The sequence below is a fragment of the Mucilaginibacter sp. P4_D1 genome (assembly GCF_056401935.1).
Genome location: NZ_JBFUIJ010000013.1, coordinates 1 through 15945 on the forward strand (window position 1 = coordinate 1; position 15945 = coordinate 15945).

The 15945-nt window shown below is 40.6% G+C and carries 12 protein-coding genes and 1 pseudogene; 8 read left to right on the top strand and 5 right to left on the bottom strand.

Translation table 11 applies throughout. From position 1 onward, the window contains the following. A partial coding sequence (locus AC1DV1_RS13575) for a hypothetical protein (protein ID WP_477359998.1) occupies positions 1 to 376 on the bottom strand: 376 nt, incomplete at its 3' end. A 987-nt stretch (positions 377 to 1363) separates the two neighbouring features. On the opposite strand from AC1DV1_RS13575, the gene AC1DV1_RS13580 reads away from it, so the two are divergent. The 4 genes from AC1DV1_RS13580 to AC1DV1_RS13595 all read left to right on the top strand — a co-directional run bounded on the left by AC1DV1_RS13580 (position 1364) and on the right by AC1DV1_RS13595 (position 7273). Beyond that, entirely contained in the window at positions 1364 to 3868 is a 2505-nt protein-coding gene (locus AC1DV1_RS13580) for a mechanosensitive ion channel family protein (protein ID WP_477360000.1), read from the top strand. Positions 3869 to 3953: 85 nt separating this feature from the next. After that, the gene (hemW, locus tag AC1DV1_RS13585) at positions 3954 to 5075 is read left to right on the top strand and encodes a radical SAM family heme chaperone HemW (RefSeq protein ID WP_477360002.1); all 1122 of its coding nucleotides are present in this window, start codon (positions 3954 to 3956) and stop codon (positions 5073 to 5075) included. 262 nt (positions 5076 to 5337) lie between these two features. Next, positions 5338 to 6219: a cupin-like domain-containing protein gene (locus AC1DV1_RS13590; protein WP_147053222.1), complete on the top strand. Its 882-nt coding sequence runs from the start codon at positions 5338 to 5340 to the stop codon at positions 6217 to 6219. Positions 6220 to 6718: 499 nt separating this feature from the next. Beyond that, entirely contained in the window at positions 6719 to 7273 is a 555-nt protein-coding gene (locus tag AC1DV1_RS13595) for a hypothetical protein (protein ID WP_477360004.1), read from the top strand. A gap of 64 nt (positions 7274 to 7337) precedes the next feature. On the opposite strand, the gene AC1DV1_RS13600 is transcribed toward AC1DV1_RS13595, so the two are convergent. Next, positions 7338 to 8315, bottom strand: coding sequence for a phytanoyl-CoA dioxygenase family protein (locus AC1DV1_RS13600; protein WP_477360006.1), 978 nt, complete (start codon positions 8313 to 8315; stop codon positions 7338 to 7340). Between the two features lie 120 nt (positions 8316 to 8435). Between AC1DV1_RS13600 and AC1DV1_RS13605 the strand changes: the two genes are divergently transcribed. Then, positions 8436 to 9284: a helix-turn-helix domain-containing protein gene (locus AC1DV1_RS13605; protein WP_477360008.1), complete on the top strand. Its 849-nt coding sequence runs from the start codon at positions 8436 to 8438 to the stop codon at positions 9282 to 9284. A gap of 4 nt (positions 9285 to 9288) precedes the next feature. Here the strand turns inward: AC1DV1_RS13605 and AC1DV1_RS13610 are convergent, their stop codons facing one another. Both AC1DV1_RS13610 and AC1DV1_RS13615 read right to left on the bottom strand, forming a co-directional pair. Continuing rightward, positions 9289 to 10281, bottom strand: coding sequence for an AAA family ATPase (locus AC1DV1_RS13610; RefSeq protein ID WP_477360010.1), 993 nt, complete (start codon positions 10279 to 10281; stop codon positions 9289 to 9291). Between the two features lie 56 nt (positions 10282 to 10337). Continuing rightward, entirely contained in the window at positions 10338 to 10757 is a 420-nt protein-coding gene (locus tag AC1DV1_RS13615) for a YybH family protein (protein ID WP_477360012.1), read from the bottom strand. A gap of 163 nt (positions 10758 to 10920) precedes the next feature. On the opposite strand from AC1DV1_RS13615, the gene AC1DV1_RS13620 reads away from it, so the two are divergent. The 3 genes from AC1DV1_RS13620 (at position 10921) to AC1DV1_RS13630 (ending at position 14744) form a co-directional block, all read left to right on the top strand. After that, on the top strand, positions 10921 to 11799 hold the full coding sequence (locus AC1DV1_RS13620) for a carbohydrate kinase family protein (RefSeq protein WP_477360014.1): 879 nt from the start codon (positions 10921 to 10923) through the stop codon (positions 11797 to 11799). A 233-nt stretch (positions 11800 to 12032) separates the two neighbouring features. Continuing rightward, on the top strand, positions 12033 to 13130 hold the full coding sequence (locus tag AC1DV1_RS13625) for a vWA domain-containing protein (RefSeq protein ID WP_477360016.1): 1098 nt from the start codon (positions 12033 to 12035) through the stop codon (positions 13128 to 13130). A 108-nt stretch (positions 13131 to 13238) separates the two neighbouring features. Further along, positions 13239 to 14744 carry a sigma 54-interacting transcriptional regulator gene (locus AC1DV1_RS13630; protein ID WP_477360018.1) on the top strand — a complete coding sequence of 502 codons (1506 nt, stop codon included), beginning with the start codon at positions 13239 to 13241 and terminating at the stop codon, positions 14742 to 14744. Between the two features lie 156 nt (positions 14745 to 14900). Here AC1DV1_RS13630 and AC1DV1_RS13635 read toward each other — a convergent pair. Further along, positions 14901 to 15845, bottom strand: a pseudogene (locus tag AC1DV1_RS13635) (Rpn family recombination-promoting nuclease/putative transposase). Positions 15846 to 15945: the final 100 nt, after the last annotated feature.

Sequence of the window (15945 nt, forward strand, 5' to 3'; positions counted from 1 at the left end):
TTATTTTAATGATAAGCGGAATAAGAAAGATGGTTTCGCTGATAATGACAATTTTAAAAATCTTTGAAAAGCTTATTTTGAAGTTGCTAAAAATAGCACCGACCATTAAACACATGCTGATTAAAAAAAATTTAATTGAGTAACAAATTGGCAATATGATATACCCTAAATACTGGTATTTTTTTTGAAGGTTAATAAATTCCTCTATCCTATCCGCACCAAGCTGTTGTGAATAATAGTTATATATTACCGTATCTGACATTAATATAAAATTAAATACTGCCGTCAAAGCAACTACACAAATACAAAAGATTAAAAACAAATAGTAGGTTTTAAGTGAGTTAAAATCCTTGTAAGTGACAAGTATTAGGTTCATAAGGAAAATAAGTTTAATTGTTAATTAAAAATTGAACGCCACAAGATATATATCGTTTTCAATAAAAAAAAATATTTTTTAAAAAAAAACACGATATTTTTTTTAATGAGTTTTTTACACGAAAAATTAATTGAAAAAAATTAAACAAATTAATAAATAGAATTGAAATGAAAATAATTTACTTTATCAATAAATTCATTCGTAATTACGGTAAATTTGYCAATAAAAATTATTTTTAATTAAATTATATTTTTTTGTTAAACAATTTAATTAAAATTACTTTTCGTAAATAATACAGAATTACACATAGAAATTCATGAAAATATATAAAAGAGTTGGCTATTTAGGAGTGGCAATGATATCGTTGATAGTTTTTTGCGAAATTTTTCCAACTTTAATTAACGAAAAATTACAAGAGTTTCAAATAGCACTATTTTGCATGACAGCATGGTGCTTAATCTATGTCATTATATATATCATAATATCAATTAACAGTTTTGATAAATCAAAATACAACACAGATAAATTTTGATATTTAATACGTTTTAAACGATAATTATATATTTATACTTTTTCACTAACTCTTTTGCATACTAACAATTTGCATTAAATATTGTAGTGAATTATAGCCGGTACTTAACGTCCCGTAAGCAATCAAAAAAAACGGGGCATCACTTCTAACACCGGAGAAATATACCTTAATCAGCGCACGCGATTTTATTAACTTAAGCGAGCGATTTACGTTGTTCTTTAAATTCGACACTTAGGTATAAAAATTACATCTACTTATTACAATCAAATACTTGAAAATTTAAACTTAGCGCTAATCTTCCTCTCCCTTTACCCTGTTCTCGTTAAATAATAAAAACAGCAAACACAATTGCTCTGTTAATACCGTTATCAGTATAATTATTCAAACTCCCGATAGTTTAAAAACTATTTGGCTACCGGCAATACTTCAACAATATCTATTACGTATAATTGATAATGCAAAACCTATTTAAAACCATCTGCCTCTTTTTAATTGCTATACTGGCATTAACCCAGGACTGCCCCGCCCAGGTCAAAAAAAAGAAGGTCCACCTATCTGTAAGAGACTCGTTACGGAAGAAGGTTTTGCGAAGAGATTCTGTAATTCGTTCGTTTAAAAATGTAGATGGTTCGGTAAATATACTGCTTGGTAAAATTGAGGATTATACTACCTCATACGTGGAAACAAATTCAGATCTGTCGCGCGGTTTCGACACTTTAGAGATAAGCCAGGAGCTACCTACTTTAGAGAAACGGATGGCCTTGATGCGTAACGCCATCGATCGTTCATCTACGTTGGGAAACCTGGTTACCATCAGGGACATCATTGATCATCTTAAAAGTCAAATGGACTCATGGGAAGACCGGATAACTATTTACAACAATCAGCTTGATGCTATTAACGACAAGGTATCTGAATTTAAGTCGGATACTGTTTTGCGCAATGCCCCTTCAGATAGCAGCCTTCGAGCCAAAACCATTGCGCAGGTGCAAGACCTGGATACCAAATGGCAAAATTTAGATAACGGCGCCAAAAAATCGATGATCAGGATTGGCCTGCTCGAAAACAGGGTATCAGCCTTATCCATTTTGCTAATTGACCTTGATGACAGGATAGATTTAAAAATTCACGAATTTACAATTAATGCACTTACCAATGAATATGGCTTTATCTGGAACCCACACCCAAGTAAAACGCCTAACACCCTAAGTGTTGCTTTTACAAAGACCGGCCGCTTGATTTACCTGCTTTACGCCTACTTTATAACCAACAAATCAAACTTTGTTGCGCACATCGTAAACTTATTGATATTAGTTGCTTTTTTTGGATGGATTTACAACAGCCGCAAAAAAGTGGCAAAATTGAACAGTGAATGCGATGGCATATTTGAACAAACAAATTACATAGTAAAGTATCCGTACCTATCAACCTTAACTGTTTTTAGCCTGGTATCACCTTACCTGTATGATCATCCTACCCAGGCATTTACGCATACCATGTTTTTAATCATGATGGCAAGTATTGGCTTGTTGATTAAAAACAACTGGCCCAGGCCGCTATATAAATTCTATTATGTGTTATTTATAGCTGCTACATTTTTTTGCATCAGCAGCCTTATGGTTTTGATAACCTACACAGACAGGATTTTATTGTTGCTGTTATCCGGAGTAGTAATCTATTATTCGTTGCAGCTGCTTAAACAGGTAAAACAAACAGCACAAGCGTACCCGCCTTATATGCAGTTGATATTAAAAGTATTTATAGCGCTGCATGGGTTTGCCATACTCCTAAACATTACGGGGCGGTTTAGCCTGGCCAAAATATTTAGTGTTACTGCTACTTTAAACCTGTGCCTGGCCATGGGCTTTTATATACTGTTGCAAATACTGATGGAAAGCTTGTTTTTACAATTAGAGGGCAACAAAAAATCAGGACATAACATTACATCTTTTCTTGATTTTAAAGAGCTACAAAAAAAATCAAAAGGTTTCCTGGTTAAAATTATTGGTATATTATGGTTTGTGGCTTTGGCTAAAAACCTGGCCATCGACGATTATATATATGACCAGGCAAATGATTTTTTAAACTCGCCGCACCAGGTAAGCAGCACCGCATTTACCTTCCGCAGCATTTTGGTGTTTGTGGCCGTTATATGGTTATCTGGCCTGGTAGCAAGGGTGATCAGTTATTTTTATGATTTTGCAGGACAGCAAACCAAGCTGACTCCGCAGGCTAAAAAAACCCGTTCGTCAATATTACTCATCAGGTTAACCGTGTTTGTGGTTGGCTTTTTTGTAGCCATAACAGCTGCGGGTATCCCTATGGATAGGGTAACTATTATTATTGGTGCATTGGGTGTGGGTATTGGTTTCGGTTTACAAAATATAGTAAACAACCTGGTATCGGGCGTTATACTGGCTTTTGAAAAACCGGTGCAGGTAGGCGATGTTATTGAGGTAAGCGGCAAATCGGGCACAATTAAAGAAATTGGAATCCGGTCAAGCAAAATTGAATGTGGCGATGGATCGGAACTTATTGTACCCAACGGCGACCTTATATCTCAACACGTGATAAACTGGACCTTAAGCAATAACAACCGCCGGGTGGAACTACTGATAAGGGTTGCCTACGGCGCAGACGTAATTAAAGTTGAGAGCATTCTTAACGGGATTATAAAGGCCAATAATGATATTATGAAAAGCCCGGCCCCATCGGTATTTTTAAATAACTTTAGCGACTCGGCCATCGAATTTAAGGCTTTATTTTGGGCCGATGATATCTCTAAATGGCAAGGGTTGAAAAGCAGCGTGATGCTGGCAATATATATTGAGTTTGATAAAGAGGGGATAGAGATACCGAAAGGGCAAAAAGATATACAGGTTAATTTTCCGGGAAATATCGGTATTCCCCGAAAAGTCGACGAGGCTGGTGATGCGGGGCTTCCACCGGCAAGACGTTAAAATAGCCGTTGATTTAGTAAGATGATTTTATGTGTGCATTAAAAGCCTATTTGCGCTTACCTTTGCCATTTAAGCACTAAAAATAATGGCAGGCATCTACATACATATACCCTTTTGCAAACAAGCTTGTCATTACTGCGATTTTCATTTTAGTACGTCGCCACAGTATAAAGATGAATTGGTGCAGGCACTGGTAACCGAAATTAAGCTGCAAAAAAGTTTCCTAAACGGCGAAACAGTTGAGACAATCTACTTTGGCGGCGGCACACCTTCGGTACTGGCTGCGGATGAAATTCACCTGCTTATTAATACCATAACAGAACTGCATACCGTTGCCTCAGACGCCGAAATTACGCTGGAAGCCAATCCGGATGATTTGGATGTGGCCAAAGTAAAGGCGTTTAAACAAACCGATGTAAACCGTTTTAGTATTGGCATTCAATCGTTTTTTGACGAGGATTTGGTTTGGATGAACCGTGCTCACCGTGCCCGCGAATCTGAAACGGCTGTAAAAAGGGTACAGGATGCCGGTTTTGAAAACATTACGGCCGATTTAATTTATGGTTACCCCCTACTTACCGACACCAAGTGGAAGCAAAACCTGGATAGGATTTTTGAATTGTCTATCCCGCACATATCTGCTTATTCCATGACGGTAGAGCCACAAACCGCCCTGGCAGCCTTCATCAGCAAAAAAAAACAGCCGCCCATGAACGACCAGCAAAGCGCGGCCCAATTTATGGTTTTGATGCAAGCCATGGCCGAGCATGGTTTTGAGCATTACGAAATATCAAACTTTGCCCTACCTGGTAAATATTCAAAACATAACTCCAACTACTGGCAGGGGGTTAAATACCTGGGCATCGGCCCATCGGCACACTCCTATAACGGTGAGGTAAGGCAATGGAATATTGCCAATAACGCTAAATATACTAAAGCCATCATCAGCGGTAAAATACCTGCCGAAACGGAAACCCTCACCGAAAATAACCGACTGAACGAATACATCATGACCTCCATCCGCACCATGTGGGGGCTGGATTTAAACCGCTTGAATGCCATAGCCAAAGGCGCATCAGATCAGTTGCAAATAGAGGCCCGCGAGTTTTTTGATAAAGAATGGATTATTGAAAAGGATGGTATCATCTATCTGACAGCCGCCGGCAAGCTTTACGCTGATAATATAGCCGCCGGTCTCTTCTTTTAACTGGTATCAAATGTGGTCACTTTTTGGCAACTTGATACTCCAATTAAGAAACAACTAAGCGCAAAGTATTATATGGGTTGGAACGAAAAACTGGCCGTTAACCATGCCAAAAAGGCTATGTTTATGAGTAAATGATGAAGCGGGTACATTTTTTTTGACATCACCCGGTTACCTTTTGGTGTTTTATTTCGTTCCTTTGTTTACTTTTTGGTAATACTGTAGTATCCCTAATTAAATTTAACCCAACCGGAAGGTAACATTTATGAGTTTTATACTTAAGCCGATTGATACTGTTGAAAATATCTCTCCGGAGGATTTCAAGAACAATTATTTAAACCCGCGCCGTCCATTAGTAATCAAGGGCCTCACCAAAACATGGCCCGCCCGCGAAAAATGGACACCAGAATATCTTAAGAGCGTTGTTGGCAATAAGGTGGTGCCCTTGTACGATAACTCCAAAGCCGATCCATCAAAACCTATCAATTCATCGGCTACCGAAATGCCTTTTGATGAGTATATTGATCTGATACGCAGTAAACCCACAGAGTTGCGTATCTTCTTTTTCAATATTTTCAAACAGGCGCCCCAATTATTAAATGATATTGTATTACCCAAAGACCTCATGGGTGGCTTTTTAGAAAGCATGCCCGGCATGTTCTTCGGTGGATCAAACTCGGTAACGTTTTTACATTATGATATCGATTTACCCCACATTTTCCACACCCATTTTGGCGGGCGTAAGCACGTTATATTATTTGAAAATAAATGGAAACGCCGCCTGTACTGCATCCCTAACGCTACCTATGCGCTGGAGGATTATGATGTGCTGAACCCCGATGTAAAAAAATTCCCTGCACTGGACGGTGTAGAAGGTACCGAAGTATTTTTAGAGCACGGCGATACCCTGTTTATGCCTACCGGATATTGGCACTGGATGAAATATATTGACGGCTCCTATTCATTAAGCCTGCGTGCCTGGGATGCGTCCATGACCCGCAAAGCCGCCAGCTTGTACAACCTGGCAATTAAAGGCGGCGTAGATAGCTTGCTCAAGATGGCTTTTAAGGAGAAATACGCAAAGTTCCGCGAGGAATTGGCTGTTAAATGGGCTAACAAAGAGCTTGCAGCGGGCAAACCTTTTTGATTTCTGTTGCCAGGTCGTGTTGCCTGGTTCGGGTTTTATTAAAGACTTTTTATGGCGGTGAGGTTTTCTTCTCCGCTATTTTTATTTCTACCGTCGGCTGTATGCTCGTACCCTAAGGACAAACGCATCAAACTGGGTTAACATAACTTAACACATTTTACGGATTTTATTTTTAAGCAGCTGATAATTAATATGTTATAATTAAACATGGTTAACACTAAATTATTGTTGTTCGCAATTCAAACGCATCTAAATGTTTGCGCCTGTTGTTGGCCCAGGCAAGGAGCCTAAAGGGCTGGGATCTTTTTACCTGGGCTATGCATAAACACAAGGTATCGTTTGATGGTTATAGCTATTTTTACATTATAAGCTTGTTACCTTAGCTAGTTAAATAACAGGTCATCGTCAATAAATATTTAATGCGCTTGCCTGCCTCACAGCCAGTTTACCTCGGCCAATCACAGGTATTATTATATCTTTAAGGCAAAACTTATCATTTATGATCGCTGATAAATTAAAACTTCATTTAGGCAATTACGTCAAAATTACACGAACGGTAGCCCGGGGTGTCGATGAAACAAGCAGCGGGTATATTCTTGATTTTTCCGATGATCTTGTTTTGCTGCACGAAGCAGGCGACTTTACACTGCATGGCTACAGTGTAATACCCGTTAGACAGGTAAAGAAAATAAGGCACAACAAATTTGAAAAGTGTTTTAAACAAATAATGATAGCCGAAGGCGAGGCCGCCAAAGTTGGGATCAGCTATCAAATTGATTTGAGCAACTGGCAATCAGCTCTTAAAAGCATACAAGCTACTAACTTAAATGTAATTGTAGAAGTTGAGGACCCCACTAAAGAGATATTTAGTATAGGCCCGATAATAAAGATAACCGCCAAAAAAGTCCATATCGAATTTTTTAACGGAGAAGGTTTCATTTATGATATCCCTGATAAAATTGCTTTTGATGATATCACTAAAGTGAAATTTGACGACAGGTATATTAATGTTTTCAGCAAGTACTTGAGAAAGAAAAAAGCTAAAAAGGAATAAACATCTATACGGCAAAAGTTGGCTGTGAGGACACAGCCAACGGAGAACAAAGCACATCATCTTTCTACCACTTCTCCAATCCCAGGAGTTTCTTTCCTAAGTCGGATAATTCTGCTACCGGGTTTTGTTTTTCGCGCTCCATCGGGTCGCCGGGGAAGGCGTAGCCTTGCATGGCTTCGCGGCCTTGCCAGCTGTTAATGCGCCACTGCCTCAATTCCTCATTATCTTCCTGGGCGGGCATCATGGCTATATATTGTGCTATCCTCACTTTGTTGTTACTGGTGTTGGGGCGAATACCATGGGGCTGCAGGCTATTAAATATCAGCAGGTCGCCGGCTTCCAGTTTCACTTTCTCTATCTTAAAACCGGTAGTATCTGGTTTGTAATGATCCCTGTCGGCAGGCTGGGTAAGTTTCCATGTATCGTAGGTACGGTACAATTCGGGAATGCACTGAAAACCACCCATGGCTTCGTCTGTCTGGTCGGCCAGGGCAAGTACACCTTGTACATTTTGCGGCTTGGTTTCGGGGTCATAATCCCAATGAATAAATCCCTTGTATTCAAAACCTGGTTTAAGCGGAAAGTTAAGGTTGGCCCTGTCAATGGTAACCCAAAGTTTTTCGGTACCCCAAACATCTGTAAAGGCCGCATGAACTTTGGGGTACTGCCGGTTATCCCACATCAATTGCTGATTATAAATCTCAACCATACCCGTGTTATTCAGCTCGGTCATTTGCATTTGGGCGCTGGGCCTTTTATACCAGGTTTCTACATTATCGGCATCCTTATCTTCGTATTCCCACAGGTAAGCGGCCAATTTGGCAACCTGTTCTTTAGGTACGGCATTTTTAATGATCACGTATCCATTTTCTACCCAAAACTTCCAGTCTGCTTCGGTTAATACCCGCAACGGTTCGTTGTTCTTGCGTTCATTAAGGTGAATGCTGCTCGTTTTGGCTGTAGATGGATTGCCGGGGATTTCTTTATGGGCGTTTTCCGGTCCGGGTGTCATGGTCATGGAGGCGTCTGTTGTCTTCATCATTTGTATTGGTTAATAATACAAATTTATCGCCCCTTGCAAAGGCGGTTATTCTTTACAATGACCATTATTTGCTCTACATTGACCAAATATGTATCTTTATTAAACATCAATAGACAATGGATGGATAAAATACAGTTAGAGGTAGTTGATTTTGAACCGGGCAAATCATTCAAGCTGTTTTCGCCCAGGCTCCGTAATACCTTTTTATGGCATTACCACCCCGAATATGAACTGGTATATGTAGAGGCTGATGCAGGCATAAGGCATGTTGGTTCGCACATATCGGGATATACCCAAAGCGACCTGGTTTTGATCGGCAGCAATTTACCCCACCTTAATTTTGATTACCGCCTCCGCAGCGAATATCACCAGATTGTTGTTCAATTGCGAGAAGATTTTTTGGGCACAGCCGTTGCCATAACACCCGAGTTTACCCCTATTAATCAACTATTTAAAAAAGCGGCCAATGGCATTGCATTTCATGGCGAAACCAAAAGCATAGCGGTACAAAAGTTAAAGCAGTTACCGGCGTTAAACTCATTCGACCAATTATTGGCACTGATGGAGATTTTCCAGGTGCTGGCCAATTCTTCTGAAATAACCATTTTAAATGATGATGAAATCAGCCTGCAATTTTTTTTGAAAGATAAAATCAGGATGGGTGCCGTGTATGAATACATAGGCAGTAACTACAACCGCAACCCCGATGTAAATGTGGTAGCGGCCAAAGTAAATTTTACCACAGCGGCCTTTTGCAGGTACTTCAAAAAACAAACCAATATCACCTTTACCAATTTTGTAAACCAATACCGCATTGATGTTGCCAAAAACCTGCTCATGCAGGATAAAAATGTAACCGAAGTATGTTACGCTGTTGGTTTTGAAAGCCTATCGTACTTTAACAAACTATTCAATAAAATAGAGGGCCAAAATCCGTCGGATTTTAAAAGGCATTGGGTTAACAAGTAAAATCCTAAACCGCCCCTGTTTTAATAAACTGCACTACTGCTTTACCTGCTTTTTCAAACCTTTCGTCCCAGTCATCGCCCTGTATTAACACATAGTGGATACCATGATTCGCTAACTCCTGTTTGTGGCTTTCGTCCAGCCGGTTCCTGTCGTTTTCATTAAGGCGGGTGCCGTCCTGTACATAGGGAGCATCAACATCCAGGTATATATACAAATCAAAATGATTTGTCGCTTCAACCCATTCGGGTACCTGCAAATCCTTATCAAACAAAAAGTGACTATATGACCGGGTAGTATTCAGATCAGTATCTACAAACAAAATCTTGTTAGCTACTTTTATCTTTTCGTTGATGGTTTTGGCATGCAGTTCGGCTATCTGTAGTAAATCTTCTTCGGTACATTCGTTGGTGTGCTCCAAAATATCGCGGGCCATTTCGGGAACATCAAGCGTATGAAAATGATGGGCCAGTCGTTTTGCCATCGTTGTTTTCCCGGTAGATTCGGTACCCAGCAGGCATATCTTTTTGGTAAAATAGGGCTTGGCAGCATCGGCCAAAAAATTCCAAAAGGCGAATGGCTTCGCCCTGATCTGCGTAGCCGATACGGGTACTATTTTGCGTGGCTCGTCAAATATCATGCTCTCGCAATTCAAAAACCGCCCCATATAAGCGCCATAGGGTTCTGATGCAAATATGATATCAACAGCAGGTAATTCCTTTTGTAAGTAATTGGCCCAAATGCGGGACACCCCTTCTGAGGATACAGAGGTGTTTGGCAAAACGGCTTCATCATAGTTTAACAGCCATGGCCTCACTTTAATATTGTCTTTATAGGTTTCCTTCAGCCACTCCAACCGCTGGCTGCCCCATATAGGTTCGTCATAACTGGCGCTTACCAAAACAATCAAATCATCGCAATGCTGTAAAGCAAAATCAATTAATGCAATGTGCCCCTTGTGCAAAGGCATAAACTTGCCTATAACCAAACCTCTTTTCATCCATTAAAATCCCGGCCAAAGGTATAAAGCTTTTAAGCAAATCTCAAATATGATATTTAGCTGGTATGATCGCATACTATTTTCCACTCGCCGTTAATTTTGCGGAACCAAAGGGTATAATAACCACCAAGCTCATCTTTAATTCGCTTAAGGTGCCATTTACCCAAAACGAAGGCATTAGTTGCATCGAGCACTTTAACCTGCAACAGGGTAAACTTAAGCTGCCCCATGGCCGCTTTATCCGGATAACGCTTTTTATAGTGATCAAATGTGGTTTGCCAGCCGTAATCGGGGCCGGTTTTGCCTACAAATACCAGCGAATCTGATTTCCAGTAACCCTGCATAAAACCCTCAACATCGCCGCGGTTCCATGCTTTTTGCTGGGTATACATTAAATTGGCAATTGCTTGCTTGTCCTGCGCACGGCACACACAAACCGTAAGGATAAGAAGAAAAGAAAATGTAAGTTTTTTCATACGTTGAATATAAACACGATTTTCAAGATTTGACAGTATCAACAGGATTTTGTTTAGTTTACATTCGATGACTTTTGTCTTACATTAAAATCCTGCTAAATCCTTAAACCGTGTCAAAAATCCTGTTATCTTTGATTTCACTGCCTTAACAAAAAACTCTTTTATGAAAAACCAGGTATTAAGCTTCGGCGAAGTTTTATGGGATGCTTTTGGCGATGGTAAAAAAGCGGGCGGCGCGCCTATGAATGTGGCCAGGCACCTGGTACAGCAAGGCGTAAACGTTGCCTTTGCAAGCTCGGTTGGTTTGGATAATAGCGGCGACATGCTGATTGAATTTCTGAAATCAAACGGCCTGTATTCCGACCTCATCCAACAAGAGGATGAATACCCAACCTGCGAGGTTACGGTGCAGCTTGACGAGAATAACCAGGCTACTTACATCATTCCCGAGCCTGTTTCATGGGATTGTATTGAAACTACCGATGCGCTTAATACCGCGGCGAAAAATTCGGCGGCCATTGTTTATGGTAGCCTGGCCTGCCGCTCCACCCAAACGCGCGAAACCTTGCTGAACCTGCTCGACGAAACTGATGCCCTTAAAATATTTGATGTAAACCTGCGCCCGCCGCATTATACACTATCTACTATCGAAACGCTTGTGGCCCGCGCCGATGTGGTGAAAATGAACGAAGAAGAGGCCAACCTGTTAATTGGTGGTAGCAACAGCTCTTTACGCGACCAGATAACTGAATTCCGCTCCAAATACCATAACCGTACCATATGTGTAACCCGCGGTGAGCACGGCGCGATAGTATGGCACGATTATGAGTTTTATGAAAGCCCCGGATGCCCTGTAAAAGTTGGAGATTCGGTAGGCGCAGGTGATGCCTTCCTGGCCACTTTTGTGGCAGGGTTGCTGGCCAATCACCCTATGCAAATGGTTGTTGATAAAGCATGTACCGTAGGCGCCTATGTTGCCAGTCAGCGAGGTGCCAACCCTATTTACCCCACCGAGTTGTTGAATAGCTTGGTGTATATTTAATTCAAAAGTAAAAATTCAAAATTCAAAATATCTTGAGGGCTGATAGTAAAGACTGCTATCGGCCCTTTATGTCGGCGGCTTCCATTTTTAAATACCAAAATCTGCGCATCTGAAATCTGCACACCCACACATCTGCCATTTGTCATTCTTACCTAACAATTTGTTTTAATCCTCATACCGCGAAACTTTTCAGAATAATTATCCGTTCCTTTATAGTACAGAAAGGACAAGATATGCGTGGTTTTGGATTTTCAAGATTTACCCCCAACCAGATCCCTAAAGGCGGATTTGAAGAATTACTGAAATTATTCCTTGAGTTGCTCAACTATACATCGGGCGATGCAGGCGAAGCTTTAGCCTGGCTAAACGAACTTGATAAACAATACAACCTTACCAACGATGATTATGGTATGGGCGATTTTATTGATGAACTTAAGCAAAAGGGATATTTAAGCGACGACCAGCAAACCGGCGGTTTTAATATTACGGCTAAAACAGAACAAAGCATCCGGCAATCGGCATTAGAGGAGATTTTTGGCAAACTTAAAAAATCGGGTAAAGGCAATCACCGCTCGCCACAATCAGGGCAGGGCGATGAAAAAAATGCTGAACGCCGTGAGTTTGAGTTTGGCGACAGTTTGGATCAGATAGACATGACCCAATCTATCCATAATGCCCAGGTTAACCATGGCATCGGTGATTTTATGATGACCGAACGCGATTTGGAAGTTGAGGAAATGGATTATAAAACCCTTACCTCTACCGTGCTGATGATAGATATTTCACACTCGATGATCCTTTACGGCGAAGACAGGATTACCCCGGCCAAAAAGGTAGCCATGGCTTTGGCCGAGCTCATCCGCACCAAATACCCCAAGGATACGCTGGATATTGTTGTTTTTGGTAACGATGCCTGGCCCATAACCCTACAGGATTTGCCATACCTGCAGGTTGGCCCTTACCATACCAATACCTATGCGGGGCTGGAGCTGGCAGCAGATTTGCTGCGCCGCCGTAAAACACACAATAAGCAGATATTCATGATTACCGATGGTAAGCCAACCTGTTTAAAGGAAGGTACCAAGTATTATAAAAACAGCATTGGCCTGGATAGAAAAGTGGTTAACAAAACCCTGAACATGGCCGCACAATGCAAGCGCCTAAAAATACCTATAACCACATTTATGATAGCCAAAGACCCTTACCTGCAGCAGTTTGTGCGTAAATTCACAGAGACCAATGGCGGCAAGGCCTTTTACAGCTCGCTGAATGGTTTAGGTGAATACATTTTTGAAGATTATATTAAGAACAGAAGAAAAACGGTTAGATAAGTTTAGTCGGGAAGTCCGAAAGTCCGGAAAGTCCGAAAGAAGCTACATTAAATCATCAATAAACTTTCGGACTTTCGGTCTTCCCGACTTCCGGACTATAAAAGAAACATGAGTAAATTATTAGATATAAAAACCCTCGGTCAGCTAAAAAAAAGTGGTTATAAAAGTCGTTCGGTTAAGGATGAATTACGTGCTAACCTGATAGAACAGCTTAAAAAACGCGAAGGTGGATTTGCAGGTATCATAGGTTTTGAGGATACAGTAATACCCGATTTACAAACAGCCATTTTATCGCGCCACAACATTTTACTGCTTGGCTTACGTGGCCAGGCTAAAACCCGTATAGCGCGTTTGCTAATCAATTTACTTGACGAATATGTACCCTATGTTATAGGGTCAGATCTGTTTGACGATCCGTATAATCCAATATCATGGTACGGCCATAGTGTTATCGAAGAAAAAGGAGACGATACGCCAATAGGCTGGATCCACCGCTCTGAGCGGTATACCGAAAAATTGGCTACGCCCGATGTTACTGTAGCCGATTTAATTGGCGATGTTGATCCTATTAAAGCCGCCACCTTAAAGCTAACCTATTCTGACGAACGTGTTATTCACTTTGGATTAATCCCGCGTGCACACCGTGGTATCTTCGTGATCAACGAGTTGCCCGATTTACAGGCACGTATCCAGGTATCGCTATTCAATATCTTACAGGAAAGAGATATCCAGATACGCGGTTTTAAGCTGCGACTGCCTTTAGATATCCAGTTTGTATTTACAGCCAACCCTGAAGATTATACCAATCGTGGCTCCATTGTAACGCCGCTAAAAGACAGGATTGAAAGCCAGATATTAACGCACTACCCCCGTACAGTCGAAATTTCAAGGAAGATCACCCAGCAGGAAGCATCGTTAACCGACGAGCAACGTAACACCGTTGAAGCCGACGACCTGGTAAAAGACCTTATTGAGCAAATTGCTTTTGAGGCCCGCAACTCTGAGTATATCGACAAAAAATCGGGCGTATCAGCGCGCTTAACCATATCAGCTTATGAAAACCTGGTAAGCAATGCCGAACGCCGCATGATCATGAACCATGAACCAGGCACCTTTGTACGCATTACCGACTTTTTAGGGGTTATCCCGGCTATAACCGGCAAAATTGAATTGGTTTATGAAGGCGAACTGGAAGGCCCCGGCAAAGTGGCCAACATCCTGATAGGTAAAGCTATTAAAACATTGTTGCTAACGTTTTTTCCTGATCCTGAAAAGGCTAAAAAGGCTAAAGGCGTAAACCCTTATGCCAGCATTATCAATTGGTTTGGCGAAGGCAATAACCTGGCTTTAGTTGATGACATGTCGGCAATTGACTATAAAAGAGAGCTATCTGAGGTTGCCGGCTTAAAAGACCTGGTTAAAAAGCTGCATCCGCGCCTGAGCGAAAACCAAACTTTGTTGCTGATGGAGTTTGTACTGCATGGCCTGTCTGAATTTTCGCAATTAAACAAAGGCTTTTTAGATAATGGCTTTGCCTTCTCAGATATGTTTAACAGTTTGTTTAACCTGCAACCTGATGAAGACGATCTTGATTTAGATGATGACCGTTATTAAATTATTGAAGAAATTTTAGCGTTCTATAACTTTAGATATAGCACTATTTCCTGGGCCAGGAGAAGAACTGAATTGTCAGCTTTTCAAATCCAATTAAAAAACCCACAAGCTTTAACAAGTTGTGGGTTTTCATTTATATGTTTTCCAATATATAAACTAAAGTTTTTTTATCTCTTCAATTGATAGTTTAGTGAACTTTATTATTTGAACAACCGGAAAGCCCTCCCTTTTCATTTCACGGGCAATTGCAACGGCTTCTTCATATTTCCCCCTCTCCATACCCTCTTTAATGCCTTCTTTAATACCCTCTTTAATACCTTCTTTAATGCCTTCCTGCCTACCCGCTTCTCTACCTTCGTTTAAGGCATAATCCAGTACATTTTTATTGTCCCATTTGTATTTTAAGCTGCTATCGTACATCGTTTTTTCCTCCTTGCTCAGGTTAGTATATTCCGCTATGTTAAATAGTTTTTCAAATATCGGTTTCCGCAGGTAAACCGGGATCTTATCCATCTGACTCATGTTCTTTAAAACATATAACCATTTGTCTAAATCGGTTTCCAATTGGGTTTCCGTTTTCACAAATCTACTCAATTCAATATATGTATAACCCAGTTTATCATAAAATATTTTACCGGTCTCCCTATTACACAGGCAAATATCATGTAAGTAACCCGTCTCAGCGTCAATCTCTAATGTAAAATCCTCCAGCAAAGCAACCAGGTATACTTCGGTTAAATTATAAGCCCAATCGCTGCGTCTACCTTTTGGTGCCTGGTCGCTTATTAAGCGGCTGGTATAAAACAAAGCTCTTTCCTTAAAGTACCCTTGCCGCCCTCTTTGCACCTCTATCAAAAATTATTCGCCCCCCGCACCAGTACAAAGTAAATCGAATATGGCGGCACCTTCATCTTTTAAATCTCCCGGATGCTCGTTCTTATTATAAACCAAGTCAACAATGTGTTTACGCCCTCTGAAAACTTCGTTTAAAAAAGCAGTCAGCAAATCCTTATTAGGTTCACTTCCAAATATCTTTTTAAAAGCAAAATCTACTAAAGGATCAATATATTTCCCGGTAACGGGTGGTTTACTTTTGTGCATTATCAAATATAAAAGAATATATTATTTCAAATTGCTCCCGGAAAACTTAATGCCCTGCCGATTTACTGCATTACACCAGATTCGCTTTTGTATTCAATCA